The sequence below is a fragment of the Nitratireductor sp. B36 genome, assembly GCF_020833685.1.
Taxonomy (GTDB): domain Bacteria; phylum Pseudomonadota; class Alphaproteobacteria; order Rhizobiales; family Rhizobiaceae; genus Nitratireductor.
Genome location: NZ_JACKZY010000002.1, coordinates 136101 through 162360, shown reverse-complemented (window position 1 = coordinate 162360; position 26260 = coordinate 136101). Strand labels below are relative to the sequence as shown.

Annotated in this window: 24 protein-coding genes; 8 read left to right on the top strand and 16 right to left on the bottom strand. The window is 61.2% G+C overall.

Annotated features, from left to right (window positions below; genetic code table 11):
- Positions 1 to 74 precede the first annotated feature (74 nt).
- Both H7H48_RS07350 and H7H48_RS07345 read left to right on the top strand, forming a co-directional pair.
- A complete protein-coding gene (locus H7H48_RS07350; protein ID WP_229448351.1) occupies positions 75 to 725 on the top strand; it encodes an RNA polymerase sigma factor in 651 nt (216 codons plus the stop codon).
- 15 nt (positions 726 to 740) lie between these two features.
- Positions 741 to 1130 carry a VOC family protein gene (locus H7H48_RS07345; protein WP_229448350.1) on the top strand — a complete coding sequence of 130 codons (390 nt, stop codon included), beginning with the start codon at positions 741 to 743 and terminating at the stop codon, positions 1128 to 1130.
- Between the two features lie 33 nt (positions 1131 to 1163).
- On the opposite strand, the gene H7H48_RS07340 is transcribed toward H7H48_RS07345, so the two are convergent.
- Genes H7H48_RS07340 through H7H48_RS07330 form a run of 3 tightly spaced genes read right to left on the bottom strand, consistent with a single transcriptional unit; the run spans position 1164 to position 4976 of the window.
- Complete coding sequence (locus tag H7H48_RS07340; RefSeq protein ID WP_229448349.1) at positions 1164 to 2435, bottom strand: glycerate kinase; 1272 nt, start codon at positions 2433 to 2435, stop codon at positions 1164 to 1166.
- A gap of 15 nt (positions 2436 to 2450) precedes the next feature.
- Positions 2451 to 3758 carry a guanine deaminase gene (guaD, locus tag H7H48_RS07335; RefSeq protein WP_229448348.1) on the bottom strand — a complete coding sequence of 436 codons (1308 nt, stop codon included), beginning with the start codon at positions 3756 to 3758 and terminating at the stop codon, positions 2451 to 2453.
- A 3-nt stretch (positions 3759 to 3761) separates the two neighbouring features.
- Positions 3762 to 4976, bottom strand: coding sequence for a urate hydroxylase PuuD (locus tag H7H48_RS07330; RefSeq protein WP_229448347.1), 1215 nt, complete (start codon positions 4974 to 4976; stop codon positions 3762 to 3764).
- A 126-nt stretch (positions 4977 to 5102) separates the two neighbouring features.
- Here H7H48_RS07330 and H7H48_RS07325 point away from each other — a divergent pair, with 126 nt between their 5' ends.
- On the top strand, positions 5103 to 6023 hold the full coding sequence (locus H7H48_RS07325) for a LysR family transcriptional regulator (protein ID WP_229448346.1): 921 nt from the start codon (positions 5103 to 5105) through the stop codon (positions 6021 to 6023).
- Here H7H48_RS07325 and xdhC read toward each other — a convergent pair whose 3' ends face one another.
- Genes xdhC through uraH form a run of 4 tightly spaced genes read right to left on the bottom strand, consistent with a single transcriptional unit; the run spans position 6024 to position 11006 of the window.
- Positions 6024 to 6827: a xanthine dehydrogenase accessory protein XdhC gene (gene xdhC, locus H7H48_RS07320; protein ID WP_229448345.1), complete on the bottom strand. Its 804-nt coding sequence runs from the start codon at positions 6825 to 6827 to the stop codon at positions 6024 to 6026.
- Between the two features lie 5 nt (positions 6828 to 6832).
- Positions 6833 to 9175 (bottom strand): xanthine dehydrogenase molybdopterin binding subunit, encoded by a 2343-nt coding sequence (gene xdhB / locus H7H48_RS07315; protein ID WP_229448344.1) that lies wholly within the window; start codon positions 9173 to 9175, stop codon positions 6833 to 6835.
- 2 nt (positions 9176 to 9177) lie between these two features.
- On the bottom strand, positions 9178 to 10641 hold the full coding sequence (gene xdhA, locus H7H48_RS07310) for a xanthine dehydrogenase small subunit (protein ID WP_229448343.1): 1464 nt from the start codon (positions 10639 to 10641) through the stop codon (positions 9178 to 9180).
- Positions 10641 to 11006 (bottom strand): hydroxyisourate hydrolase, encoded by a 366-nt coding sequence (gene uraH / locus H7H48_RS07305; RefSeq protein WP_229448341.1) that lies wholly within the window; start codon positions 11004 to 11006, stop codon positions 10641 to 10643. Before uraH ends, xdhA begins: the two co-directional genes overlap by 1 nt.
- Positions 11007 to 11191: 185 nt before the next feature.
- Here uraH and puuE point away from each other — a divergent pair, with 185 nt between their 5' ends.
- From puuE to H7H48_RS07285, 4 genes are read left to right on the top strand one after another with little or no spacing between them, the layout of a single operon-like run.
- Positions 11192 to 12628: an allantoinase PuuE gene (gene puuE / locus H7H48_RS07300; protein WP_229448340.1), complete on the top strand. Its 1437-nt coding sequence runs from the start codon at positions 11192 to 11194 to the stop codon at positions 12626 to 12628.
- A 16-nt stretch (positions 12629 to 12644) separates the two neighbouring features.
- Entirely contained in the window at positions 12645 to 13481 is an 837-nt protein-coding gene (locus tag H7H48_RS07295; protein WP_229448339.1) for a bifunctional allantoicase/(S)-ureidoglycine aminohydrolase, read from the top strand.
- Positions 13478 to 13978: an ureidoglycolate lyase gene (locus H7H48_RS07290; protein ID WP_229448338.1), complete on the top strand. Its 501-nt coding sequence runs from the start codon at positions 13478 to 13480 to the stop codon at positions 13976 to 13978. Before H7H48_RS07295 ends, H7H48_RS07290 begins: the two co-directional genes overlap by 4 nt.
- The gene (locus H7H48_RS07285) at positions 13975 to 14574 is read left to right on the top strand and encodes a nucleoside deaminase (protein ID WP_229448337.1); all 600 of its coding nucleotides are present in this window, start codon (positions 13975 to 13977) and stop codon (positions 14572 to 14574) included. Before H7H48_RS07290 ends, H7H48_RS07285 begins: the two co-directional genes overlap by 4 nt.
- A gap of 574 nt (positions 14575 to 15148) precedes the next feature.
- Here the strand turns inward: H7H48_RS07285 and pcaF are convergent.
- The 3 genes from pcaF to H7H48_RS07270 all read right to left on the bottom strand — a co-directional run bounded on the left by pcaF (position 15149) and on the right by H7H48_RS07270 (position 18053).
- The gene (pcaF, locus tag H7H48_RS07280) at positions 15149 to 16354 is read right to left on the bottom strand and encodes a 3-oxoadipyl-CoA thiolase (protein ID WP_229448336.1); all 1206 of its coding nucleotides are present in this window, start codon (positions 16352 to 16354) and stop codon (positions 15149 to 15151) included.
- A gap of 68 nt (positions 16355 to 16422) precedes the next feature.
- The gene (locus H7H48_RS07275) at positions 16423 to 17199 is read right to left on the bottom strand and encodes a CoA-transferase subunit beta (protein ID WP_229448335.1); all 777 of its coding nucleotides are present in this window, start codon (positions 17197 to 17199) and stop codon (positions 16423 to 16425) included.
- A complete protein-coding gene (locus H7H48_RS07270; protein WP_229448334.1) occupies positions 17199 to 18053 on the bottom strand; it encodes a CoA transferase subunit A in 855 nt (284 codons plus the stop codon). The genes H7H48_RS07275 and H7H48_RS07270 overlap by 1 nt, the downstream gene beginning before the upstream one ends.
- 56 nt (positions 18054 to 18109) lie before the next feature.
- On the opposite strand from H7H48_RS07270, the gene H7H48_RS07265 reads away from it, so the two are divergent.
- Positions 18110 to 18916 (top strand): IclR family transcriptional regulator C-terminal domain-containing protein, encoded by an 807-nt coding sequence (locus H7H48_RS07265; RefSeq protein WP_229448333.1) that lies wholly within the window; start codon positions 18110 to 18112, stop codon positions 18914 to 18916.
- Positions 18917 to 18966: 50 nt separating this feature from the next.
- Here the strand turns inward: H7H48_RS07265 and H7H48_RS07260 are convergent, their stop codons facing one another.
- From H7H48_RS07260 to H7H48_RS07235, 6 genes are all read right to left on the bottom strand, one after another.
- Positions 18967 to 19224, bottom strand: a complete 258-nt coding sequence (locus tag H7H48_RS07260) for a hypothetical protein (RefSeq protein WP_229448331.1) — start codon at positions 19222 to 19224, stop codon at positions 18967 to 18969.
- A 122-nt stretch (positions 19225 to 19346) separates the two neighbouring features.
- Positions 19347 to 20255 carry a LysR family transcriptional regulator gene (locus tag H7H48_RS07255; protein WP_229448329.1) on the bottom strand — a complete coding sequence of 303 codons (909 nt, stop codon included), beginning with the start codon at positions 20253 to 20255 and terminating at the stop codon, positions 19347 to 19349.
- 578 nt (positions 20256 to 20833) lie between these two features.
- Positions 20834 to 23080: a heavy metal translocating P-type ATPase gene (locus H7H48_RS07250; protein ID WP_229448327.1), complete on the bottom strand. Its 2247-nt coding sequence runs from the start codon at positions 23078 to 23080 to the stop codon at positions 20834 to 20836.
- 85 nt (positions 23081 to 23165) lie between these two features.
- Positions 23166 to 24326 carry an N-acetylglucosamine-6-phosphate deacetylase gene (gene nagA, locus H7H48_RS07245; RefSeq protein ID WP_229448326.1) on the bottom strand — a complete coding sequence of 387 codons (1161 nt, stop codon included), beginning with the start codon at positions 24324 to 24326 and terminating at the stop codon, positions 23166 to 23168.
- Positions 24327 to 24351: 25 nt separating this feature from the next.
- A complete protein-coding gene (locus tag H7H48_RS07240) occupies positions 24352 to 25110 on the bottom strand; it encodes a GntR family transcriptional regulator (protein WP_229448325.1) in 759 nt (252 codons plus the stop codon).
- Positions 25110 to 26000, bottom strand: coding sequence for an N-acetylglucosamine kinase (locus H7H48_RS07235; protein WP_229449208.1), 891 nt, complete (start codon positions 25998 to 26000; stop codon positions 25110 to 25112). The genes H7H48_RS07240 and H7H48_RS07235 overlap by 1 nt, the downstream gene beginning before the upstream one ends.
- Positions 26001 to 26260: the final 260 nt, after the last annotated feature.

Genomic DNA, 26260 nt, shown 5'->3' with positions numbered 1-26260 from the left:
AGCGCGTCACGACCTCTAGCGTTGATCTGCTCAAGAACCGATGGGAGCCGCAGGTGGAAAGCAGGACAGAAACAATGGACGCGCATGCCCGGCTCGACCTCACCACCGCCACCTACAATCACCTGCTGAAGACAGCGCGTCGCCACGCTTCACAGCTCATGGAAGCGGAAGACCTGCTCCATGAAACGCTCATCGTGGCGCTGACAGCATCCAAGCGACCGGAAGTGGCCAGTGGCGCCTGGCTGCAGGGTGTGATGCGCAATGTGGCAGCGACAAGGCGGCGCTCTGCCTATCGCCGCATGAAACGCGAGCGCACCACGGACGTTTCCGGGAACGGCGCCGTGCCGTTTCTCCCAGCCGAATTCCTCGCAAGCCTGCCGAAGAGCCAAAGAATTGTCGCTCTTCTTGCTCTGGGAGGGCACACGCGTAAGGAAATTCGCCATTTGCTGCGTATCTCGGATGAAAGTCTGCGACAGCGCATTGCCGGGCTGCGCGCGCGCTGCCGCAACGCGGCAGATGACGGTGATCAACCGGGCAAGGAGCATTTGTCAGGCACGCTCGCTTTCGGCGCCATCCGGCAGAGCCTCCTTCCTTTGACCCGTCGCGACGGGGCGTTCCTGGCAAGCCATGACCCGGACGGACATCTCTTCACGGTCAGTTTTTCTTCTTCCAAAGCTCACGAAACGGATTTCTGCGGCAATAGGGAAGCAGAACCAGCAGTGTAACATCAGGAGACCCACATGCTTTCCAACATCCGCATCGGCAATATCTGCTACTACGTCAACGACATCGACCGCACGGAGGCGTTCTATCGCGATGTGATCGGGCTCGATGTTCAGCGGATGGCAGGAGACGAAGAATCGGGCGACTGGCTGCTCGCCAGCATCGAGAACAATATCGAACTCATCTTCTTTCAGATGGAATCCCGGCCCGGCAACACGCCCATCGTGGTGTTCGATCTTTCCGAAGGCGGCATCGACGATGTGGTTTCGGGGCTGGCGAAAAAGGGCGCAACCATCGTCACGCCTGTCAGTCACGCGCCGGGCGGCTGGTCGGCAGAGTTTGCCGACCCGGATGGACATGTCCTGTCCGTCTATCAGCCGGAGGAGCGCCCTCGGAACCGTGTGTAGAATATTTCGGCCAATCCGGTCGAGTGGCCGGGATTAGCGTACCAGAACCACACGCAAATCATTGACATTCGTGCCGGTAGGACCCGGCACGAACAGATCATCGAGCGTGTCGAACGCGCCCCAGGCGTCATGTTTGGCCAGAAGTGCCTTCGGATCGTGCCCTGCCTGACGCAACCGCACGACCGTGTGGTGATCGGCAAAAGCACCCGCATTGTCTTCGGAACCGTCTATGCCGTCAGTGTCGGCGGCGAAAGCGGAAACGCCCGCGACACCCTCGATGCCAAGCGCAAGGGCCAGCAGAAACTCGGTGTTGCGACCGCCACGGCCTCCCTTGCCAGAAAGCGTCACCGTGGTCTCCCCCCCGGACAACAGCATGACCGGCTTCTGGAAAGGCCGGCCCTTCGCGGCGATCTCACGCGCGATTGCCGCGTGAAACCCACCCGCTTCTCGCGCCTCGCCTTCTATCGCATCAGACAGGATCACGGCCGGCACGCCCTGCTTCTCGGCTTCGCGAGCCGCCGCTTCGAGCGAACGGGCGGCCGAGGCAATAACGTGGACCTCATTCTGCGCAAATCCCTCATCATCGGGAGATGGAGCATCGGCCTGCGGCGAAGCAAGATGCTGCATGACGGCCTCGGGCAGATCCATGCCGAAGGCTTCCACAATGGCCAGCGCATCGGCGCGGCCTGCAGAATCGGGAACGGTGGGCCCGGAAGACACAAGAGCCGGGTCGTCCCCCGGTATGTCGGAGACCACGAGCGACACGACACGGGCAGGATGTGCGGCAGCCGCCAACCGGCCTCCCTTGATGGTGGAAATATGCTTGCGGACAGTGTTCATGGCCGAGATGGGCGCACCGGAGGCAAGCAACGCCTCGTTGACGGCTATCTCATCGGCGAGCGTCAGGGAGCCTGCAGGTGCAGGAAGCAAAGCCGAGCCACCACCACACACCAGCGCGATCACCAAGTCATCCGGCCCGAGACCGGCAACTGTTTCCATGAGACGTTTCGCGCCGGCAAGGCCTGCCTCATCCGGCACCGGATGCGCTGCCTCCAGCACTTCTATGACGCGGGTTGGCGCACCGTATCCGTAGCGGGTGACGACAGTCCCCTCAAGCGGGCCGTCCCAGGCATCCTCGAGCGCTGCCGCCATTTGCGCCGCCCCTTTGCCTGCACCGACAACGATGGTGCGGCCCTTCGGCTTTGGCGGGAGGAACGTTCGGATGGTCTTGGACGGGTCGGCGGCAGAGACGGCAGCCTCGAACAGCGTTGTGAAAAATGCTTTCGGATCGATGCTGCGGTTCAAATGCGCCCCCCTGATTCACAAGGCGCTTTTGGCCGCCTGTCCTGAGACATAGGTTTCCACGATTGCGCGGTCATCGGCAAGCGTTTGAAGCAGGAAAAGCTCCTCGGCGAGAGTTTCCACACGCTCCATGCGCAACTCCATGACCGGCGTCGCGCGCACATTCAGAACCACGATATCGGCGTCGGTGCCCGGTTCCAGCGTGCCCACGCGCTCCGACAGGGAAAGCGCCTCGGCATTGCCGCGCGTGATCTGCCAGAAGGAAGCGAGCGGGTTCAGCTTCTCGCCATTGAGCGCGATCACCTTGTAGCCCTCATCCATGGTGCGCAGCATGGAGTAGTTGGTGCCGCCACCCACATCCGTCGCCGAGGCCAGCCGCAGCGGTTTTTCGCGTTTGCGATAGCGCTGATAGTCGAACAGGCCGGAGCCGAGGAAGAGATTGGACGTAGGGCAGAACACAGCGACCGAGCCCGTGTCCGAAAGCACATCCGCCTCGCGCTCGGAAAGATGAATGCAATGGCCGAGCAACGCCTTGGGGCCAAGCAGGCCGTAATGCTCGTAGATGCCTGTATAGTCCGGCGCGTCTGGATAAAGCTCCAGCGTGAAGGCGATCTCGTCGTGGTTTTCGGAAAGATGCGTCTGCATGTGCAGGTCGGGAAACTCCCGCATCAGTGCTGCGGCCATTTCCAGCTGCTCTGGGCTGGAGGTGATGGCAAAACGCGGCGTGACGGCATAGTGGAGCCGGCCCCTGCCATGCCATGCGCCGATCAGCGCTTTCGTGTCGTCATAGGAGGATTGTGGCGTGTCGGTGAGCGCTGCCGGCGCGTTGCGGTCCATCATCACCTTGCCGCCGACGACACACAGATTGCGCGCCAGCGCTTCCTCAAAAAACGCTTCCGCGCTTTCCTTGTGAACCGAGCAATAGGCCGCCACCGTGGTCGTGCCGTTGCGCAGCAGCTCATCGAAGAACAGACGGGCAATGTGGCGGGCATGCTGAATGTCGGAGAATTTGGTTTCTTCGGGGAAGGTGTAGTTGTTCAGCCAGTCCAGAAGCTCGGCGCCATAGCTCGCGATCACCTGCATCTGCGGGAAATGCGCATGGGCGTCGATGAAGCCCGGCAGGATGAGATGCGGGCGGTGATCCACCACCGCGTGCCCCGCTTCGGCGCCGGCTACGACCTCGGCAAAGCTGCCGGCAGCGAGGATGACGCCGTCTTCGACCAGAACCGCACCGTCCTCTTCAAAGATATAGGCGTCGTGGTCGTCGATGCTCCGCGGTTCGGTCTTGAAGGACAGAAGCCTGCCACGGATGAGTTTCTGTGCCATGCGCTAGCGTGCCTCCTCGAACCAGGTCACGATCAGCCGCCTCTCTTCTTCGGTGATGCCCGAGACATTGCCGGGCGGCATGGCGTGGCTGCGGCCTGCCTGCAGATAGATTTCACGCGCGTGCTCGGCAATAGAGGCATCCGTGTCGAGCACAACATTCTTCGGCGGGAAGGGAACGCCCTCATAGCCCGGCACCGCGGCATGGCACATGGCGCAACGCCCCATGACCGTGTCACGCACCGCCGGAAAATGGGTCGAGGCGACGAAGGTCTCGCCCGTCGCCGAAAGCTTCGTCTCGCCCATCAGCACCTGCGGCACGGTGGAAAGCCACATGATGATGATGAAGAGAACGCCGGCCAGCCCCCAGGTCCAGTGCGGTGTGCCCTTGCGGGCATGCATGGTGTTGAAATAATGGCGGATCAGCACGCCGATGATGAAGATGAGCGATGCGATCACCCAGTTGAACTGGGTTCCGAAGGCCAGCGGATAATGGTTCGACAGCATCAGGAAGACGACGGGCAGTGTCAGGTAATTGTTGTGCAGCGAACGCTGCTTGGCCTGCAGGCCAAGTTTTGGGTCGGGCGTGCCTCCCGCCTTCAGATCGGCCACCACGATCTTCTGATTGGGGATGATGATCAGGAAGACGTTCGCGGTCATGATCGTCGCGGTGAAAGCGCCCAGGTGCAGGAAGGCCGCGCGGCCGGTGAAGAGCTGCGTATAGCCCCACGCCATCACCACAAGGATCACATAGAGCACCAGCATCAGCGCCGTGTCGCTTTTGCCGAGCGGCGACTTGCACAGAAGGTCGTAGAGCAGCCAGCCAAGCCCGATGGAGGCGAGCGAGATCAGGATGCCGCCCCAGGCCGGCACATCGAGCACGTTGCGGTCAATAAGATAAAGATCCGCGCCCGCATAATAGACGATGGCAAGCAGCGCGAAGCCGGAGAGCCAGGTGGAATAGGATTCCCATTTGAACCAGGTCAGGTGCTCGGGCATGGAGGCCGGCGCAACCATGTATTTCTGGATGTGGTAGAAACCGCCGCCATGGACCTGCCATTCCTCGCCATGCACGCCCTCGGGCAGAGCCGGCCGCTTAACGAGCCCCAGATCGAGCGCGATGAAATAGAAGGATGAGCCAATCCAGGCGATGGCCGTGACCACATGCAGCCAGCGCACGCCAAAGGACAGCCAATCCCACAAAACCGCGTATTCGTTCATGCCAGTTTCCTCAACTCCACCGGGCGCAGGGTGACGGAACCCGATATAAACGGAAAGCGGATAAGATCACGATGACTTTCAAAAATTTTTGGAAAATAATGCGCGCGAAACTTCTGGGGGCAGTGCATGGCCTATCTCGACAACATCGCTGTTTTTGTCCGCGTGGTGGAGCTCGGCAACCTATCTTCTGCCGGACGCGACATGCGGCTTTCACCGGCCGTTGCCTCGAACCGGGTGAAGGAGCTCGAAAAGCACCTGGGCGTGCGGCTCTTCAACCGCACCACGCGGCAACTGACCCCGACCGAGCAGGGCCGCGTCTTCTATGAGGGCGCGCGCAAGGTTCTCGAAGCGGTGGCGGAAGCCGAAGCCTCGGTGGCCGATCTTTCCGGCCAGCCGCGCGGCACGATCCGCGTCACCGCGCCGCTCGGCATCGGCAAGCGGCTGATCGCCAGCGGCATTCCCGAATTTCGTGACCGGTATCCCGAGATCGAGGTTCGCTTAAGACTTTCAGACCATGAGGTGGACATGATGCGCGAGGGCATCGACGTCGCCTTCAAGCTCGGCATTCTGGAGAATTCCTCCTTCCGCATGCGCGGCATCATGGATTGCGAGCGCGTTCTGGCGGCGGCGCCTGATTACCTGCAACGGCGCGGCGAACCGAAGACGCCCGAAGCGCTGATCGATGAGCGGCACGATTGCCTGATGCTGCGCTTTCCCGGCGCACGCGAGCATTTCTGGGTGTTGCAGACGCCGGAGGGTGCGCGAAAGTTCGAGGTGGGCGGCCCGTTCGATTCCGACGATGGCGACGTGATCACCGACTGGGCGCTCGCCGGGCGCGGCATCGTCAACAAGCCGCGCTTCGAGATCGAACCATTCCTGCGCGACGGCCGGCTCCAGGTGGTTTTGCCCGACACACCGCCCGTGCCGGTGAAACTAGCCGCGCTCTACCCGCACAAGAAATTTCAGGACCCGAAAGTGCGGTTGCTGGTCGACTTCATGGCAAGCCGCTGCCAGAAGATGATCGGCGATGTACTCGATGTAAAATAGTCAGCGGTTCAAAGCCACCAGTATCTCCGCAGCCGCCATCGCCGCGATGACGGCGGGGCGTTTGTCGTGTACGGCATCGCCGCCGATGGGGGTGACGAGCTTCGAAAAACAGTCTTCATCGCCGCCATTCTTGAGATACCAGCTTTTGAAAGTCGCGCGCTTGGTCTTCGAGCCGATCATGCCGACATAGGCCGCGTCATCGCGCGCCAGCGCCTCGGCAACCAGCAGGAAGTCGAGCGCATGATCGTGGGTCAGGATCACGAAGGCGGTTCCGGCGGGGGCTTCACGCACCGCCTCTTCCGGCAGGGCCGCAAGGCGCGTCTCCACATCGTCCGGAAAATCCTCAAGCGCCTCCTTGCGGGTCTCGACCACCAGCACCCGCACGGGCAGCGGGGTCAGCGCTGCCGCCAGCGCATGACCGACATGGCCGCCGCCAAACAGGATCACCTGCGGGAAGGAAGCCGCCTCTTCGCTGGCGCGTTTCAGGATGGCGCTGCGTTCCTCTTGATCTGGAACGCGAATGTCGAGCGCCACCCGACCACCGCAGCACTGGCCGATTTCCGGCCCAAGCGGAATGTCGAGAGCCCCGTTTGCAAGATTGTCCGAGATCAGTTCGCGCGCCCTGGCAATCGCCATGAATTCAAGCTGGCCGCCACCGATGGTGCCGAAAATCGATTCTGGCGAAACCAGCATCCACGCGCCCTCTTCGCGCGGGGTGGAGCCTTTCGCCTCGCGCACCTCGACAAGCGCGACGGACGGCGAGGCTTGCAGGAAGGTTTTGAGACCGGAGGTCGAATCGGCCATATCGATCAGCGCGCACCTTCCGCCCGGACCCGCTCCACCGCCATCAGCACACGCTCAGGCGTGGCCGGCGCATCGAGACGCGGGCAGACCTTGTGATCGGCAACACTCGCCACCGCATCGGACAGCGCGTGAAGCACGCACATGGCGAGCATGAAGGGCGGCTCACCCACGGCCTTGGAACGGTGCACCGTCGGTTCGGCATTTTCCGCCCAGTCGGCAAGCGCCACGTTGAACACCTTTGGGCGATCGGACGCGAGCGGGATCTTGTAGGTGGACGGCGCATGGGTCCGAAGCCGCCCCTTGCCGTCCCAGACCAGTTCCTCGGTCGTCAGCCAGCCCATGCCCTGAATGAAGCCACCCTCGATCTGGCCGATGTCGATGGCGCGGTTCAGCGAGCGGCCTGTCTCATGCAGGATGTCGACGCGCTCGACCATGTATTCGCCGGTCAGCGTGTCGATGGAAACCTCGGCGCACGCCGCGCCATAGGCGAAATAGTAGAACGGCCGCCCCTCGCCCTTGTCGCGGTCCCAGTGGATTTTCGGTGTCTTGTAGAAACCGGCAGCCGAAAGCTGGATGCGGGCCATATAGGCCTCGCGGATGAGGTCGGCAAAGGGGATTTCGCGGTTTCCGATACGCACGCGGCCCGGCAGGAACACGACCTGATCCTTCGGCACGTCATGGGCTTCGGACGCGAAGTCAATCAGCCGGGTCTTGATCTGGCGCGCCGCGTCCTGCGCCGCCATGCCGTTCAGATCGGAACCGGAGGAGGCCGCCGTAGCGGAGGTGTTGGGCACCTTGCCGGTGGTCGTGGCGGTGATTTTCACCTGATCAATGTCGATCTGGAATTCCTCGGCCACCACCTGCGCCACCTTGGTGTAGAGCCCCTGCCCCATCTCGGTGCCGCCGTGGTTCAGATGCACCGAGCCATCCGTATAGACATGCACCAGCGCGCCGGCCTGGTTGAAATGGGTGGCCGTGAAGGAGATGCCGAACTTGACCGGTGTCAGCGCAAGCCCACGCTTGATGACCGGGCTTTTCGCATTAAAGGCCGCGATTTCACGCCGACGCGCGGCATAATCAGCACTTGCCTCCAGTTCGGCGATGACCCGTTCGGCAACATTGTCCTCCACCGTCTGGTGGTAGGGTGTGACGTTGCGGTCGTCGGTGCCGTAGAGGTTTTTCTTGCGGATTTCGAGCGGGTCTTTGCCCAGCGCAAAAGCCACCTCATCGATGATGCGCTCTGCGCCGACCATGCCCTGCGGCCCACCGAAACCGCGAAACGCAGTGTTGGAGACGGTGTTGGTGTAGAGCGGGCGCGAGATGGCGCGGGCGGCGGGGTAGAAATAGGTGTTGTCGCAGTGAAACAGCGCCCGGTCGGTCACCGGACCGGAGAGGTCGGCCGCATAGCCGCAGCGCGCGGCATAGGTGAAATCGACGCCGAGAATGTTTCCCTCATCATCGAAGCCGACCTCGTAGTCGATCAGGAAATCGTGGCGCTTGCCGGTCGCCGTCATGTCGTCGTCGCGGTCGGGACGCAGCTTGACGGGGCGGTTGAGGTTTTTGGCGGCAATGGCCGAAATCACCGCAAACAAATTGGCCTGCGTTTCCTTGCCGCCGAACCCGCCACCCATGCGCCGCACCTCGATGGTGACGGCGTGGGAGGAAACGCCCAGCGCATGCGCCACCATGTGCTGCACCTCGCTCGGGTGCTGGGTGGAGGAAAACACGGTCACATCGCCATCCTCGCCCGGCATGGCGAAGGCGATTTGCCCTTCCAGATAGAAATGGTCCTGCCCGCCGACGCGCATCTGGCCCTTGATGGAACGCGGGGCGGCTGCGATGGCCGCGGCACTGTCGCCGCGCTCAAGCTTGAGAGGCGCGGTGACAAGCCGCGCATCGGCGCCCGCATCGGCAATGTCGATCAGTGCGGGTTCTTCCGCATACTCGATCTTGGCCAGACGGCAGGCACGGCGGGCGGCTTCGCGCGTTTCGGCTATCACCGCAAAGATGGGCTGGCCGAAGAACTGAACGAGATCTTTTGTGAGAATGGGCTCGTCATGCAGACCGGTGGGGCTGATGTCGTTTTCGCCGGGAATGTCGTCCGCTGTCAGAACGGTGACCACACCGGGCGCGGCACGCACTTTCGAGAGGTCCATGCTCGTGATCGTGCCATGCGCCACTTCGGCAAGGCCGAGACAGGCATGCAGTGTGCCCGCCGGTTCCGCCATGTCATCGATGTAGATCGCCTCGCCACTGACATGCTTGTGCGCGGAATCGTGTTTTTGATCACTGGCGACGCCGCCGGCGATCCTTGCCTTGTCCAGATCAAGCGTTTCGTGCCGAGTCATGATCAGGCCGCCTCATATCTGGAGAGGTTTGCCGAGCCGCCTGTGCTTTCAAGATAGAAGCGGCGGAGCAGGTTTTTCGCAACCATCATGCGATAGTCGGCAGAGGCACGCATGTCGCTGATCGGCTGGAAATCTTCCTCATAGGCCGAAAGTGCTGCCTCGACAGTTTCCTCAGTCCACGGCTTTCCAACAAGCGCTACCTCAACGGCTTTGGCGCGTTTTGGTGTCGCCGCCATGCCGCCATAGGCGATGCGCGCGGCATCGACCCGGCCATCGGCGATCCGCAGATCAAACGCGCCGAGAACGGCGGTGATGTCTTCGTCACGGCGCTTGGAAATTTTCCAGACAGCGAAACGGGAGGCCGCATCGGGCACCGGCACATGCACCGCCTCGACGAACTCGCCGGGCGCGCGGTCCTGCTTGCCATAGTCGATGAAGAAATCTTCCAGTGGAATCGTGCGGCGGGTCTTGCCCTTGCGGAGGGTGAGTGTCGCGCCAAGTGCGATCAGCGGCGGAGGTGTGTCACCGATGGGCGAGCCATTGGCGATGTTGCCGCCGATCGTTCCCATATTGCGCACCTGCTCGCCGCCAATGCGGTCGATCAGTGCGCCCAGCGCGGGAATGCGTTTCGCTAATAGTGCGAACGCATCGGAATAGCTGACGCCAGCGCCGATATTGATCGTGCCATTGTCTTCGCGGATATCGCGCAATTCATCGAGCCCGCCAATGAACACCACCGGTGCAATCTCGCGCATGAACTTCGTGACCCAGAGGCCTACATCCGTGGCACCGGCAACGATGGTGGCCTTTGGCTCGTTTTCGAGGATCGCGGCGAAATCATCGACGTCGGCCGGGATAAGCAGGCGCTCGCGGCCCGAGCCGATCTCCACCCGCGCGCCATCCTTCATACCTTCCAACGCAGCGATCACCGCAGCGCGCTCCGTCGCCAGCGGATCCGACGCCGCATCGCCATAGGTGGAGGCGGCGAGCGCCGCGCGCACGATGGGCTCATAGCCGGTGCAGCGGCAGAGATTGCCCTGCAGTGCCTTTTCGACCGCACGCTCGGTGGGCTGCGGTTCGCGCATCCAGAGCGCGTAAAGCGACATGACGAAGCCCGGTGTGCAGAAGCCGCATTGCGAGCCATGATAATCGACCATCGCCTGTTGCACCGGATGTAGACTGCCATCGGCGCGTTTCAGATGCTCCACCGTCACCACATGGCAGGCATCGAGCGAACCGAGGAAACGAATGCAGGCATTGACGCCCTCGTAGACGATCTCGCCTTTGCGCAACCGCCCGACAAGAACTGTGCAGGCGCCGCAATCGCCTTCCGCGCAGCCTTCCTTGGTGCCTGTTAGACGCTGGCGCAGGCGCAGATAATCGAGAAGGGTTTCGTCCGGCCGCACGTCGGCGAGCGAGACAGGCGCGCCGTTCAAGAGAAAGCGGATTTCAGAACGCGCTTTCATCAGCTTCCCCTGTAGGTGGAGTAGCCATACGGCGAGAGAAGCAGCGGCACGTGATAATGCGCGTGGTCGGCCATTCCGAAGCGGATCGGCACCTGATCCAGAAAGGCCGGGGCCGGCAGCTTAGAACCCTGGGCCCGCAGATAGGCACCGGCCTCGAACACCAGCTCATAGAAGCCGGTGCGAAAAGCCTCCCCTTCAAGCAGCGGCGCATCGCAGCGACCATCGCTGTTGGTCGTGACGGTTTTCACATGAACCCGCGCCTCGCCCTCCAGACGATAGAGCGCGATCTCCAGCCCTGCAGCCGGCTCTCCGCTGGCCGTGTCCAGCACATGGGTCGTCAGACGGCCCTCACCCGCATTGCTCATGCGGCCTCCCTTTGAATTCGCTCAAGCCACTTGCCCTATATATAGTGTTGATTGTGGGGCAAATCGGCTGCGAGCATAAGAGGCCCTGCGGAGGATCGACAACTAAACTCTTTCAAATTTTTCAGGAAAGTACCTCCAGCATTCCATCTATTATCCTTGCCAATGGCGAATTTCGGACAGATTGCATGACCCGCTACCTCAGAAACATGATCGGCTACGGCCAGACCCCACCCAATGCTGACTGGCCTGGCGGCGCGAAGATCGCGGTGCAGTTCGTCGTCAACTATGAGGAAGGCGGCGAAAACTGCATTCTGCATGGCGACGAAGCCTCAGAAGCCTTCCTTTCGGAAGTGGTGGGCGCAGCCCCTTGGCCGGGCATGCGCCACTGGAACATGGAATCCATCTATGAATATGGCGCGCGTGCCGGATTCTGGCGACTCCATCGCATGTTCACGGCAGCCAATATCCCCGTCACCGTTTTCGGCGTCGCCTCGGCCCTTGCCCGCAGCCCCGACCAGCTTGCCGCCATGCAGGACGCCGGCTGGGAGATCGCCTCGCACGGCCTGAAATGGATCGACTACCGCGCCCACTCGGAAGAAAGCGAGCGCGCCGACCTTCTGGAGGCCATCCGGCTGCACACCGAAGTGGTGGGCGAGCGCCCGCGCGGCCTCTATCTCGGACGCACCTCGGTCAATTCGGTGAAACTGGCCATCGAGGAAGGCGGGTTCGACTGGATTTCCGACACCTATGACGACGACCTGCCCTACTGGATCGACCATGACGGCCATGGGCACGGCACGCGCGCACAGCTGGTCATCCCCTACACGCTCGACGCCAACGACATGCGCTTTGCCACGGCGCAGGGCTTCAATTCGGGCGATCAGTTTTTCAGCTATCTGAAGGATGCGTTCGACACGCTTTACGCCGAGGGGGAAGCAGGACGACCGGGCATGATGAGCATCGGCCTTCATTGCCGCCTCATCGGCCGGCCGGGACGCGCCGCGGCCCTCCAGCGCTTCATCGACTATGTGAAGAGCCACGATCATGTGTGGCTTGCGACACGCGGCGAGATCGCCCGGCACTGGCGCGAAAAGCACCCTTATGAAGCGCCGGCCCTGCGCCCGAGCCGCATGAGCGAACCGGAATTTATCGAGCGGTTCGGCAGCATCTACGAGCATTCGCCCTGGATCGCCGAGCGCGCGGCAAAGCTGGAGCTTGGCCCCGCACATGACACGGCTGGCGGCCTTGCCAATGCTTTGGCACGCGTTTTCCGCTCCGCCAGCGAAGACGAGCGCCTCGGCGTTCTCAAAGCCCACCCGGACCTTGCCGGCAAGCTGGCGGCAGCCAAAAGGCTGACCAAGGAATCGAGCAAGGAGCAGGCTTCGGCAGGGCTCGATGCGCTGACCGACAGCGAGCGCGCGCGCTTCACCGAACTCAACACCGCCTATACGCAGAAATTCGGGTTTCCCTTCATCATCGCCGTCAAGGACAATACCAAGGACAGCATTCTGAAGGCCTTCGAAACCCGGTTAGAGAACAGCCGCGACGAGGAATTCGCCACCGCCTGCCGGCAGGTGGAGCGGATCGCCCGGCTGCGGCTCAACGACATCCTTCCCGCATGAGTTCAGGACAAAGAAGATGAGCGCCCGCACCTATTACGCCCCGCATGGCGGGCATCCGCCACAGACCCAGCTCCTGACCGGTCGCGCGGTTCTGACAGATGCCTATGCGCTGATGCCAAAGGGCGTCATGCAGGACATCGTTACCAGCCTTTTGCCGTTCTGGGAAAAAACCCGCTGCTGGATCATCGCGCGGCCGCTTTCCGGTTTTGCAGAAACCTTTTCACAGTACATCATGGAGGTTCAGCCCGGCGGCGGCAGCGACCGGGCCGAACTCGATGAGACTGCGGAAGGTGTGCTTTTCATCGTCGAGGGCGAGCTGACCGTCGAGATCGCCGGCGAAACGCACAAGATGACGCCCGGCGGCTACGCCTATCTGCCACCATCGAGCGGCTGGACCGCGCACAACCGGGGAAATGCACCCGCGCGGTTCCACTGGATCCGCAAGGCCTATGAGCCCGTCAACGGACTCGACACGCCTGATCCGCTGTTTCTGAACGAGGCCGATGTCGCGCCCTCTCCCATGCCGGGAACGGATGGGAAATGGGCAACGACACGCTTTGTCGACCCGGCCGATCTGCGCCACGACATGCATGTAACTATCGTCACGCTAGAGCCCGGCGCGGTGATCCCCTTTGCCGAAACGCATGTCATGGAACACGGTCTCTATGTGCTGGAAGGCAAGGCCGTCTACCGGCTCAACCAGGACTGGGTGGAAGTGGAAGCCGGCGATTTCATGTGGTTGCGCGCCTTCTGCCCACAGGCCTGCTATGCGGGCGGGCCGGGCAATTTCCGCTACCTGCTCTACAAGGATGTCAACCGGCACGCCCGGCTGGGTGGCAGCTTCGCGCGATGAAACGGATCGAAGCCGAGAAGCTGACACGCGCGGCCTTCGCGCCCTTCGGCGACGTGATCGAGACCGAAGGCGCGGAGAGCTTCCTCATCAATGCCGGCAAGTGCCGCCGCTTCCATGATCTGGCGACGGTCGAGGCGGCGGGCGAAAACGCCCGCGTGCTCATCAACATCTTTCGCGGCACACCCTATACGCTGCCGCTCGAGCTTTCGATGGTCGAGCGGCACCCGCTTGGAAGCCAGGCCTTCGTGCCGCTTTCGCCGGCTCCCTTTCTGGTGATCGTCTGCCCGGATGAAGACGGGCGGCCCGGCGAACCCCGCGCCTTCATCACCCGCCCCGGGCAGGGCGTGAACTATGCGCGCGGCACCTGGCATGGCGTGCTGACACCCATCGGCGAGCCTCAGGATTTCGTCGTGGTCGACCGGGGTGGCGACGGAAACAATCTCGAAGAATTCCACTTCCCCGACCCCTATGAAATCACGGTGCGATCCTTCCCATGACTGCGCCCGACATTCATCTCATCAACCGGCTGCTCGACGTGATCGAACAGGACATCCTGCCGAAGACCGCCGAGGGCGTCGCCCATGGCAACAAGCTCTTCGGCGCGGCGATCCTGAAGAAAAGCGATCTATCGCTGGTGCTTGCCGAAACCAACAATGAGCTGGAAAACCCGCTCTGGCATGGCGAGGTGCACACGCTGAAGCGGTTCTACGAACTGCCGAAAGATGCGCGCCCGGACACGAAAGACTGCATTTTCCTGTCCACGCACGAGCCCTGCTCGCTGTGTCTTTCGGCGATCACCTGGACCGGTTTCGACAATTTCTACTATCTGTTCAGCCACGAGGATTCGCGCGACGCCTTCGCCATCCCGCACGATCTGAAGATTTTGAAAGAGGTCTTCACGCTGGAGCCCGGCGGCTACAATGCCGAAAACGCCTTCTGGAAAAGCTACGCCCTGCCCACTCTGGCTACCGCACTGCCTGAGGCTGATGCGGAAGCGGTGAAAGCACGGATCGCAACGCTCGCCGCAGCCTATGCCGCCCTTTCCAAGCGCTATCAGGACAGCAAGGCGGAGAACGACATTCCGCTGAACTGACGGGGATGGCTGGGCTGGTCTGCTCCGACCGACCGCTTAGACGCGCCCACACCTCCCTGCCTTCACCTCATCCTGAGCTTGTGGAAGGGCGAGGTGAAGGCACGCACAACATCACCGCCTGCGCGCGTCATGCCGCCCTCGCCCTTCGACGAGCTCAGGATGAGGGCTGTGTTGGCGAAGTCGCCGCGCGAGACGATGCTCTGAGCGCTTCAAAAACCAAGACAATGCGGAAGCGCTGATGATCTGGGAGAGACAAACAAGCGTCCCACGGCATCACAAAGCGCTGCAACGCAACCCAAGCGAGGCAACCCAAGGCGGGGCAAGACAAGCGCCCCACATCCCCCTGCCTTCACCTCATCCTGAGCTTGTCGAAGGGCGGGGTGGAGGCACGCGCCAACGTCACCACCTGAGCGCGTCAAGCCGCCCTCGCCCTACGACAAGCTCAGGATTAGGGCTGTGTTGGCGTTACTGTGCTGTGAGGGCTGATGTTGTCCCCCAGCGAGGATAAAGGCCCCCACCACCTGAGCGCCCCAAAAAGAACAGGGCGGGTTACCCCGCCCCATCGCCATCGTGGTTAAACGCGTTCCATCGCCAGTGCGATGCCCTGGCCGACACCGATGCACATGGTGGCGAGTGCCAGTTTGCCGCCGGTGGCCTGCAACTCAAGTGCTGCCGTGCCGGAAATGCGCGCGCCCGACATGCCGAGCGGATGACCAAGCGCAATCGCGCCGCCATTCGGGTTCACATGCGGCGCATCTTCTGCAATCCCGAGATTGCGCAAAACGGCGATGCCCTGCGAGGCGAACGCCTCGTTCAGCTCGATCACGTCGAAATCGGAGGGTTTCAGGCCAAGCCGGGCGCAGAGCTTCTTCGTTGCCGGTGCGGGGCCGATACCCATGATGCGCGGCGGAACGCCGGCGGTTGCACCACCGAGAATCCGGGCAATCGGCGTCAGGCCATATTTCTTTGCCGCTTCTTCCGAAGCGATGATAAGTGCTGCCGCACCGTCGTTGACGCCGGAGGCATTCCCGGCGGTCACCGTACCACCCTCACGGAAGGGCGTCGGCAGCTTGCCGAGCTTTTCAGCCGTGGTGCCAGGGCGCGGATGCTCATCCCTGTCGACCACCACCGGATCGCCCTTGCGCTGGGGAATGGTGACGGGGATGATTTCCTTGGCGAGACGCCCGTTTTCCTGCGCGGCGACAGCCTTGTCCTGGCTGCGCACGGCAAAAGCATCCTGATCGGCGCGGCTGATGGAAAAATCCGCCGCCACGTTTTCACCCGTTTCCGGCATGGAATCGATGCCATAGTGTTTCTTGAGCACCTTGTTGACGAAGCGCCAGCCAATCGTGGTGTCGTAGACCTCGGCGTTGCGGGAAAACGCTGTTTCGGCCTTCGGCATGACGAAGGGGGCGCGGCTCATGGATTCCACACCGCCGGCGATCATGATCTCCGCCTCGCCAGCCTTGATGGCGCGGGCGGCAATCGTGATCGCATCCATGCCCGAACCGCAAAGACGGTTCACCGTGGACCCCGGCACCTCGATGGGCAGGCCCGCAAGAAGCACGGCCATGCGCGCCACGTTGCGGTTGTCCTCACCGGCCTGATTGGCACAGCCATAGAACACATCGTCCAGCGCCGACCAGTCGACCTTCGGATTGCGCTCCATCAGCGCCTTGATCGGCAGGGCCGCCAGATCGTCGGCGCGAACGGAGGAAAGCGCGCCGCCGAAACGGCCGATCGGCGTGCGGATGTAATCGCAGATGAAAGCTTCAGCCATGAGTAAGGTCTCCTAACCATCAATACCGGGCAGCGCCCGGTTGCCGCGCCGCACGCGGGCCAAAAAGATCATGCGCCCTTATGGGCCGCATCGGTGCGGGCTTTCAAGTCGCGCAGTGTCGCAAGCTCCAGTTCGGTGGGCGGCGGCGTCTCCTCCACACCGTCGGCAAACTTTACGCTCCACCCGCAGGTTTCCTGCACCTGATCGCGCGTCACGCCCGGATGCAGCGACACGACGGTGAACTCCTTCGTCACCGGGTCGGGCTTCCAGATCGCAAGATCGGTGATGAGCAGCGTGGGACCCTTGGTGTCAATGCCGAGCGTCTGGCGGTGATCACCGCCATCGCCATGTCCAAAGGAGGTGTAGAAATCGATCTTCTCCACCATGCCCCGCTTCGACTGGGCGAGCGTGATGTAGACTTCCTGCGAGGAGGTGGCAATTTCCGGAGCGCCACCGCCGCCGGGAAGCCGCGTCTTCGGGCTGTCATAGTCACCGATGACGGTGGTGTTGATGTTGCCGTATCTGTCGATCTGGGCCGCGCCCAGAAAGCCGATGGTGATGCGCCCGCCCTGCAGCCAGTAGCGGAACATCTCCGGCACCGGCACGGTGGTCAGCGCGGTGTCGCACAGCTCGCCATCGCCAATCGAGAGCGGCAGCACATCCGGCGCGGTGCCGATGGTGCCGGATTCATAGATCAGCGTGATGTCGGGCGCATGCGTCAGGCGCGCAATGTTGCACGCAGCCGAGGGCGCGCCGATGCCGACGAAACACACATCGTCATTCTTCAGCGCGCGCGAGGCGGCAATCGTCATCATTTCATTGGGAGTGAATTCGGGCTTGCTCATCATGCGTCCCTCAGCTTCTCGACACGGCCTGCAAAATCCTCGGGCGTCGCATCAAGCACATTCTTCTGCATCCAGTCGCGGAACAGGTCGCGGTCTGCGGCGATCTTGTCCCATTTCAGATATTCGGCGTTGTCACGCGCGTAATAGCCATGGGTGTAGGAGGGATGCGCGCCACCCGGCACCACGGCAATATCGGTCACCGTCCAATGCGGCAGAATGGTCAGATTGGGGTGCAGGTCGGAGAAATCGTCGACGATTTCTTCCACGGTCACGACAGCGCGTTTCGCCGCCAGCACCGCCTCTTTCTGAATGCCGACGATGCCCTCGATTAGAACATTGCCCTTTCGGTCCGCCTTCTGGGCGTGGATGAAGGTGACATCGGGCCGGAGCGCCGGGACGGCGGCCAGGCTTTCGCCGGTGAAGGGGCACTCGATGAACTTGATGTTCGGGTTCACACGGGCCAGCTCCGCGCCGCGATAACCCCGGAAAACAGCACAGGGAAGCCCGGCCGCACCCGCCTCATAGGCATTGGCCATGGCGGCATGGGAGTGTTCCTCGATCTCGATCCGGTGCGGAAAGCCGTTTTCAACCGCATCACGCAGGCGTCGCAAAAGCCCGACCCCCGGATTGCCCGCGTAAGAGAAGACCAGCTTTTTGGCCATCCCCATGCCGATCATCTGGTCATAGACCACATCTGGGGTCATCCGGATCAGGGTGAGATCTCTAAAACCCTGGCGGATCGCCTCATGGGCAGCCGCCGTGGGGATGAGATGCGTGAACCCCTCGAAAGCGACACTGTCGCCATTGCCGAGGTTCTCCGCGACCGCCTGCGACAGCGGAACAAAACGCGCCATGGCATTCCTCAAAAGTTCGTATTGCGAACACAAGTTTTGTATGCGATACTTATTAGATGGAGATTGAAACTGAGTCAAATGCCCCCGCCGCAGCTGACGCCCAGGCTTCGCGCGATCTCGTGGGATCGCTGCAGAAGGGGCTTGGCGTTCTGGAAATTCTGGCAAATGCGCCGGACGGCATGACGCTGACGGAAGTGGCGACGGAAGCGGGTCTGACGCGCGCGGGCGCCCGGCGCCTGTTGCTCACGCTGGTGGCGAGCGGTTATGCCCGTCAGGAGAACCGACAGTTCTTGCTGTCCGCCAGACTGCTTGGCCTGGCACGCACATGGATGGGTGGGGCTGCGCTCTGGCGCTATGCAGAGCCCATCATGCGGCGGATTTCTGAAACGCTTGGCGAATCCTGCTCAGCAGCGGTTCTGGAAGGCGAAGAGGTGGTGTACGTCGCCAGGGTGGCCGGACGACGCATCGTTTCGGTGGCGCTCAATGTCGGCACACGCCTGCCGGCCTATTGCACCTCGATGGGCCGGGTCCTTCTGTCAGACCTGGACGCGGCCGAACTCACCCGTTTTCTCGCGCAGGCGTCGATCAGCTCCAAGACCGAGCGAACGTTGACGGACCGGACCGCACTCGCCGAAGCCGTGAATATGGCCGGCGCGCGCGGCTACGCCATTGTCGACCAGGAGCTGGAACTCGGTCTGCGGTCGATTGCGGTGCCGGTTCGCGACAAGACGGGACGCATTGCGGCTGCGCTCAACGTTTCCACCCAATCGGCCCGGTTCACCTGCGTCGAGATGGAGCAGACAATCCTGCCCCATCTGCGGGCGGGCGCGCGCGAGATCGAAGACTTTCTCGCTTTGCAGTAGTGCGTTGTCGTGGCGGGCGCTCAACTCGTGCCCGGGGAGACTATGGCGTGTCATGCCGCACTCCTTGATGCTCTGTCAGATTGATCGGGAGACTGCTCGATTGTCTGGCGCATGCGGCGCGCAAGCCGCGCCTCCAGCCGGGCTGCGAGAACACGTTCAAGCACATCGCGTGATCCAGGCAGCGTGTGCGCCTTCGACATTGCGAAGAGAGAATCGACAATGGATATCTCGTCCTGTGGTGACAGGAGAGCCTCAATTTGCGCATCGGTTTGTGCGTCCGGGCGGGCGTTGTGAATCGATCTGCTCATGGTTTGGAATCTTGCGCGCCGAACCTGACGGCAAAGCGGCGGCTGGGTGAAATTTTGACGACAGTTTCTAGGCATAACCACGCCGCGCAGGAGGCTGCGCGGCGTCAGGCATGGGTGGGAATTTATTGACGGGCCAGACTGTGCCCCTGATACGCGGAGGGTGGCGGTGTGAGCCGGTGAAGCTCTCCCTGCAGAAGCTCGAAAATATCCATCGCCAGCCGCAGATTGAAACGCTTGTCATCGAAGAACATACCGTAGCGAATATCGAGTCCACCAGGGATGATCTCTGCGCAATCCTCCAGCGATGAGGAGTTTCCTTCGAAGACAAAACCCGGCAACGGAGACACGGCAACACCGCCGACCACAAGCTTCATGGCACTTGTGAGATCATCCACCTCGCCGATCACCTCATAGGGTACGTTGCGCTGGCGAAGCCAGTCACGCGCCATAATGCCCAAGGGAGACTGTGGATTTGCAAGTACCACAGGTATCGCGGCGGAGTTGCGCTTGACCTGGTCGGCCAGTTCACGCGCGCCCATCCAACGCATGGAGTAGTCGCAGACCAGATCGGGACCCAGTTCATTGGGGTAGAGCGCGCGGAATGCGGCATCCACCTGCCCCAGATCGTACATTTCCTCCAGACGCCTGGAATCGGAAATACGCCAGCTCACGGTTTCCTTGATCTTGCCCAGTCGCCCGAGACCACCCAGAAGCAGTGGGGCTGTATAGGTGCAGATCCCCACTTTGAGTTTAGAGACATTCTTCTCGTACCCGACCGTACGAAGCCGGCGTTCGAGATCGAGCATCTGCCGAATGAGGCCCGATATTTCTTCTTTTACGACAATGCGATTGCCGAGCTTCTTGATAAGAGGTGTTCCTATTGCCCGCTCCAGGCGCCCCAGATGCATACTGACCGCTGGCTGGCTGATGCCCAGCTTCTGCGCCGCACCGGTCAGGCTGCGCGTGTCGATAACCGCTTCCGCGGCTCGCAAGGTAGCGAATGAAAGTCCATCCTGTTTGTGCATGCCCATATGCTCTACGCCTCGCTTGATAAGAGTGGAAATCTGACCCGAAGGACGCCGCCGCGAATGCGGCACGCAACACTGTTGAAAGACGGCACAATCCGTCCGTCCGCATCACGCATCTCATCTGCGCAATGCAGTTCCGCCGCCCCGCGGGAAACGCCTGACACCGGCAGAGAAACCTCTGCCAATACCTCGCCAATCCACCAGATCCGGGGTCTTCATGACCTCAGATGGAGATCTCCGCAGCGCTAAACACTTGTCCGCTGAAACACTCTTTCCCCCAGAATTCGCAACGCCCTCCAATCACCAGATTGGCTAAACGATAACGTATTCCGATTACATATACAACCTATAGTGGTTTATGTGGATATCTTTCTACCCCGGGCGCTGCGGTAAATTATAGAAAGAAAAATAATTATTATTTTACAACAGGATAGTAGAACATAATCCCAAAGAGACCAGAGACATCGCATCCTGCCCAGACGCCTGAAATGCCCGATATATACGTATACAACCACGTATGAAAACGCCGGCCAAAAGGCCGGCGTACGCAAGTCGGGAGACACTCCAACCCGCTGTTCGATTCAACGCTCAGCGCGAAAGCCGAGAAGCCGCAAAGCGTTGAGCGTCACGAGCACGGTAGCGCCCGTGTCGGCGAGGATAGCGATCCACAATCCAGTGATGCCAAGCACCGTTGTCACCAGGAACACAGCCTTCAAGCCGAGGGCGATGGCGATGTTCTGACGGATATTGGTCATCGTCGCCCGCGCCAGCCGCAACATCCCTCCCACATCGCTCACACGGTTTCGCAGAAGAGCCCCATCCGCCGACTCCAGAGCGACATCAGTGCCCGATCCCATCGCCACCCCGACATCGGCTGTGGCGAGTGCGGGCGCATCATTGATTCCGTCGCCAATCATCATCACCGTGTGATCTGCAGTCAGCTCGCGAATGGCAAAAACCTTGTCGTCAGGCAGGAGCTCGGCACGAAACTCCATAGACAGGCTTCCGGCTATAGCTTCGGCCGTGCGGGCATTGTCTCCAGTAAGCATTACAGACCGCACGCCTATTTGCGCCAGTTCTCGCATCGCTCCAGCGGCATCTTCACGAGGTTCGTCACGCAAGGCGATCAGCCCGCAAAGCTCATTGGCCTGAAACACGGCGGCAACCGTCTTGCCCTGAGCTTCCAATGCTTCGATGCGCTGGCTGGCTTCGGGTGTCATGGCCCCCTGCTCCTCCGCATGCCGCGGCGACCCCACAAACACAGTCTGCCCGTCTATACGCGCTTCCACCCCGCGACCCGGAATAACCCGAGCATCGCTTGCCGGCTCAAACGAGACCCCAAGATTCTCAGAAAATCTCAATATGGCCTCCGCCAGGGGATGATTGGACGCCGCCTCGACACTGGCTGCCAGAGACAGAAGGCGACGTTCTTCGCTGTCAGGCGACCATATATCCGTTACCGCAGGCCGCCCCACCGTCAGCGTGCCTGTCTTGTCGAGCGCCACCAGATCGACCCGTGCAGCAGCCTCCAAAACCGCCCCACCTTTCAAGAGAAGACCGCGACGAGCGCCGGCCGAAAGGGAGGATGCAATAGAAGCAGGCACCGAAATCACCAGTGCACATGGACATCCGATCAAAAGCAAAGCCAGCGCCCGATAGATCCATACATCCCAGGGAGCAGCCACTGCCAATGGCGGCACCACCGCTACCAGAACAGCCAGGGCCACGATCGCGGGCATGTAGTAGCGGCTGAACCGATCAATGAAGCGCTCGGTGGGCGCACGCGCCTCCTGAGCTTCCTCAACCAGCCGGATAATGCGGGCTATGGTGTTGTCTTCCGGCGCGCGTGTTACGCGAACCCTGATCACCGCGTCGGTAACGATTGATCCGGCAAACACCTCCTCCCCTTCCCCCTTCGATTTCGGGACAGATTCTCCCGTCACGGGCGCTTCGTCGATGCCTGCAGTCCCATCAACGATCTCGCCGTCGGCAGGAATCCTGTCACCCGGTCGCACGACCACGATCTGCCCAATAACGAGCTCTGATGCCTGCACCTTTCGGGTCGCGCCATTCTCTTCGATCAGAGCTGTTTTAGGGACAAGGTCTCCCAAGGCCCTGATGCCGGCGCGGGCGCGGTTTGCAGCCACGCCCTCCAGCAATTCACCGACAGCGAACAGGAAAACCACCAGCGCAGCTTCCTCGGCCGCGCCGATAAACAGCGCACCCGCAGCCGCCACCGTCATCAGCATTTCAATCGTGAAAGGCATGCCGGCGCGCAGGGCCGCGAAAGCGCGTTGCGCGACCGGCGCGACACCGATCAGACAGGCGGCCACGAAAGCCCACATGCCCAGGTCGCCCGGCAGAAGGAATTCAGCGCCCCAGGCAGCGGCCAGCAAAAGACCGGTCAGAATAACCAAATGCCCTTTCCCGGTGCGATACCAGCTTTTATTGCCCTCATCCGCGCTATGCACATGACCGGCGCTACCATGCCCAGGTTCCGATGACCCAGAAGCCGGATGAGGCTGCCGCTCCTTACCGCTACAACATGCGTCCCCGCTGGCATCTCCACCAGCATCCGTCCGAGACTTTTGACGTGCGGAAACCTTGTAGCCCAGCTTTTCGACCGTGCGTTCAATTGTTTCCCGTCCGGTCTTGCCCTCATCAAGGGCAAGCGCCAGCGTCTCGGACATGACCGAAACCTTGACGTCGCTTACGCCCGGAAGGCGCTCAAGCGCTGTCCGGATTTTGCCAGCGCAGCTTGCGCAGTCCATGCCGCCCACGGTCCAGGAATGGGTGTTTGCGGCGTTATCATCCTGTTTCAAGGACACGATGATTCTCCTTGCAGTCAATCAATGACAGCAAGGATAGGAGCTCTAGTCACTAGAGCTTCAAGAAGAAAAATAAAGATTCTGCTCAGAGGAGCGAATATACCGCTTCACCGCCGATCCAGGTCGAAACGACACCTAGATCATCGTCGAGTACGACGAAATCCGCGTCCTTTCCCACCGTAAGACCACCCTTGGAGTGATCGAGCCCTATGGCCTGTGCAGGATAAACGCTCACCATGCGCAGCGCCTCTTCAAGCGCCAAGCCTACCGTGCGGTGAAGATAGACAACCGTGGAGATCATATCGATATCTGCGCCAGCCAGAGTGCCATCCGCCAGTGTCAGGCGCCCATTTTCCCTCATGATGGTCCGCCCGTTCAGCGTGAAAGACGTCATGTCCGTCCCGATGGTCGACATGGCATCCGTCACGGCGAAGAGGCGCGCGGGGCCATTCTTGGCACGCAGAGCAACACCGATGGCCACCGGATCGACATGCACGCCATCGGCGATGATTCCCACCCAGAGTTGCCCGCTCTGCAGCGCAGCCCCCACAACGCCCGGCTCACGATGCGCAAGCGGGCTCATTGCGTTAAAAAGATGTGTGACGAGCGACGCCCCAGCCTCCGCGTAGGCCAGCGCGGTTTCGCAAGTGGTGTTGGTGTGGCCGAGGCTGACCTTCACGCCTGCGTCCACCAGGGCCCGAACCTGGTCGGCTGTCACGTTTTCCGGGGCAAGCGTCACCATCAGCGAGGGCAGCCCTTTCCGCGCCTCTATCAAGGCGGCAAGATCCCTGTCTTCCATCGGCCGGATAAGAGCCGGATCGTGGGCGCCCTTCCGTTCAACAGAAAGATGCGGCCCCTCCAGATGCAAACCGAGAAATCCCGGCATGCGCGACCGTGCAGCTTCCAACCCGGCAGCGACTGAAACGGCTGTTGCTTCTCGCGTGTCGGTAATCAAAGTCGGCAAGAGACCGGTGGTCCCGAACCGCGCATGCGCACGGCAGATCGTGCCAAGCCCTTCCACTCCGCAATTACCGTCGAACATCACCCCACCACCGCCATTGACCTGAAGATCGATGAAGCCAGGGACAATCATGGCGCCGCCGGCATCACGGACGGGCAGATCGCGAGAGGCGTTTTCTCGCGTCTCGATGGCTGAAATCCGGCCATCGTCGACCATCAGGATGTGATCGTCGAACCAGGTTTCCCCATCAAAAATACGCGCGCCGGCAAGTGCGAAAGAAGACATGCTACGTTCCAATTGTCAGAGCGCGTCAGCGCTCGGGAATCTTCAGTTCGGCGACGAAATCATACGCGTCACCGCGATAGACCGAACGGGTGAATTCGATGACCCGACCATTGGGCAGATAGGAAACGCGTTCGATATAGAGCGCGGCTTCCCCGGGAGCGACCTTAAGAAGCGAAGCTTCCCGCTCATCCACATTTCGGGCCGAGATTCGCTGAGTGGCACGGCATGGCCGGGCCGACCGTTTACCAAGCGCATCGTAGAGGGAGTCTGTCACCGAAGCCGGATCCGGCAGGAAACTGCCGATGATTGAGGCGCGCTCGATGGCCATCGGCACATCGTCGGCGATGCGTAGTCGCTCCAGTCTTGCGACCGTATCGCCCATCGAAAGGCCCAGCACCATCATTTCATCAGGGGATGGCGCTGCAACGATGCGCTCCAGCCATTCAGAACGTGACGTGAGACCCCGCCGCGCCATATCTTCGGTAAACGAAGTCAGAAGGGAGAGAGACTGTTCAACACGGGAAACGGAAGGCGCCACGAACGTGCCCGACCCGTGCCGGCGGATAAGCCGCCCCTGCTTCACCAGATCATCGACGGCACGGCGCACGGTTACGCGGCTTAACTCCGTCAGCTCAGCAATATCTCGCTCAGTCGGCAAAGCCTCGCCTTCGCGCAATATCCCGCCGGCAATTGCGTCTTCGAGCAAACGCCGCAAACGCAGGTAAAGGGGGCCTGACCCCGTAGCCGCCACCCGATCTGCGGAAAAGAGGCCCGGGGCTGTCATCACCGCTTCTCCCTTGCCGTCTCAAGCGGAAACGTACGCAACGCCAATTGCACCGCACCTGCAAGGGCATCGCCTTGGGGTTCGGCCAGGATCGCTCTATGACGCGGCGCGAGCCGCTTGGCATATTCGTGGGCCAGCCCTCCAAGGAGACAAAGCCTTTCACAGCCTTCGAAAACAACGGCATCGAGCGCCATGGTAATGTCCCGCACGGCATCGAGCAGGATGTCCCTGGCGAGCAGGTCACCCTTGGTGTCGTATTCAAAAATCATTGGAGCGAAAGCGCCATAATCGGCAGGACACGCTTCCTGCTGTGCAAATTCCACCATGGCTTCTGGGTCATCATTGAAACGCGCCATCACTGCGCGGCTCAGCGACGTGTGTTCACGAATTCCATCATGGGCAAGAAGCGTCTGTTGCAGCAGTGTTCTGCCGATGAATGAGCCACTTGCCTGGTCCCCGATGGCAAACCCCCAGCCGCCAACATTGCGCAAGGTCCCGTCCACCCGGGAAACGTAAACCGAGCCGGTGCCCAGAATGGCCATCACGCCGTCCTCATCGCCCAGCGCGCCCTGCATCGCGATCAGGCCATCATGAACAAACCGGGTGTCCGCAAAAGGAAGAGCCTTTGCGAGTTCCCGCTGACGTTCTCCAACATTGATCCCTGCAAGTCCCAAGAAGGCGGGTATCTCCGAAAGTTTGCTCCCCTCGATGCCTGCATCTTTCAAAGCCTGCCCTGCGGCGGCAATGATGTTCGCGCCGATGGTATCCGATGTGGTGAAAATATTGGCGGATCCCTGTTTGCCGCGCCCCACCACGCGCCCGTGGCGATCCGCCAACGCAGCCCGGCAACTGGTTCCCCCTCCATCTATCGCTATCACGTATTCGCTCATGATCACTCCTCTGGAACATAATACCAAAAAGATACCTCCAGGGAACAACAAAAAATCAACACCCACCATTCTGACTTTAAGTGCATGATAAAAAAGCTTAAAAATGGGAATCTTCAAAGCCCACTCGGGAATACTCAGAATTCACTCTGGACAAATGGTATCTTTTTGGCCTTTAATTTCTCCATTGGAGGATGCAGAGGGGTCCGGGGAGCGGCGCGTATAAGGGGCACACAAGAAGAATCCCGTGCACGCACAGACTA

Excerpts from the sequence above, each read along its gene's own strand:
- H7H48_RS07330 (WP_229448347.1), bottom strand. The coding sequence starts at position 4,976 with ATGAACGAATACGCGGTTTTGTGGGATTGGCTGTCCTTTGGCGTGCGC.
- H7H48_RS07260 (WP_229448331.1), bottom strand. The coding sequence starts at position 19,224 with ATGAGCAGATCGATTCACAACGCCCGCCCGGACGCACAAACCGATGCG.
- H7H48_RS07285 (WP_229448337.1), top strand. The coding sequence starts at position 13,975 with ATGACTGCGCCCGACATTCATCTCATCAACCGGCTGCTCGACGTGATC.
- H7H48_RS07255 (WP_229448329.1), bottom strand. The coding sequence starts at position 20,255 with ATGGGCATGCACAAACAGGATGGACTTTCATTCGCTACCTTGCGAGCC.
- H7H48_RS07235 (WP_229449208.1), bottom strand. The coding sequence starts at position 26,000 with ATGAGCGAATACGTGATAGCGATAGATGGAGGGGGAACCAGTTGCCGG.
- guaD (WP_229448348.1), bottom strand. The coding sequence starts at position 3,758 with ATGGCACAGAAACTCATCCGTGGCAGGCTTCTGTCCTTCAAGACCGAA.
- H7H48_RS07345 (WP_229448350.1), top strand. The coding sequence starts at position 741 with ATGCTTTCCAACATCCGCATCGGCAATATCTGCTACTACGTCAACGAC.
- H7H48_RS07350 (WP_229448351.1), top strand. The coding sequence starts at position 75 with ATGGACGCGCATGCCCGGCTCGACCTCACCACCGCCACCTACAATCAC.
- H7H48_RS07240 (WP_229448325.1), bottom strand. The coding sequence starts at position 25,110 with ATGACAGCCCCGGGCCTCTTTTCCGCAGATCGGGTGGCGGCTACGGGG.
- nagA (WP_229448326.1), bottom strand. The coding sequence starts at position 24,326 with ATGTCTTCTTTCGCACTTGCCGGCGCGCGTATTTTTGATGGGGAAACC.
- H7H48_RS07270 (WP_229448334.1), bottom strand. The coding sequence starts at position 18,053 with ATGGCGCGTTTTGTTCCGCTGTCGCAGGCGGTCGCGGAGAACCTCGGC.
- H7H48_RS07325 (WP_229448346.1), top strand. The coding sequence starts at position 5,103 with ATGGCCTATCTCGACAACATCGCTGTTTTTGTCCGCGTGGTGGAGCTC.
- xdhB (WP_229448344.1), bottom strand. The coding sequence starts at position 9,175 with ATGACTCGGCACGAAACGCTTGATCTGGACAAGGCAAGGATCGCCGGC.
- pcaF (WP_229448336.1), bottom strand. The coding sequence starts at position 16,354 with ATGGCTGAAGCTTTCATCTGCGATTACATCCGCACGCCGATCGGCCGT.
- xdhC (WP_229448345.1), bottom strand. The coding sequence starts at position 6,827 with ATGGCCGATTCGACCTCCGGTCTCAAAACCTTCCTGCAAGCCTCGCCG.
- H7H48_RS07265 (WP_229448333.1), top strand. The coding sequence starts at position 18,110 with ATGGAGATTGAAACTGAGTCAAATGCCCCCGCCGCAGCTGACGCCCAG.
- puuE (WP_229448340.1), top strand. The coding sequence starts at position 11,192 with ATGACCCGCTACCTCAGAAACATGATCGGCTACGGCCAGACCCCACCC.
- uraH (WP_229448341.1), bottom strand. The coding sequence starts at position 11,006 with ATGAGCAATGCGGGTGAGGGCCGTCTGACGACCCATGTGCTGGACACG.
- H7H48_RS07295 (WP_229448339.1), top strand. The coding sequence starts at position 12,645 with ATGAGCGCCCGCACCTATTACGCCCCGCATGGCGGGCATCCGCCACAG.
- H7H48_RS07290 (WP_229448338.1), top strand. The coding sequence starts at position 13,478 with ATGAAACGGATCGAAGCCGAGAAGCTGACACGCGCGGCCTTCGCGCCC.
- xdhA (WP_229448343.1), bottom strand. The coding sequence starts at position 10,641 with ATGAAAGCGCGTTCTGAAATCCGCTTTCTCTTGAACGGCGCGCCTGTC.
- H7H48_RS07275 (WP_229448335.1), bottom strand. The coding sequence starts at position 17,199 with ATGAGCAAGCCCGAATTCACTCCCAATGAAATGATGACGATTGCCGCC.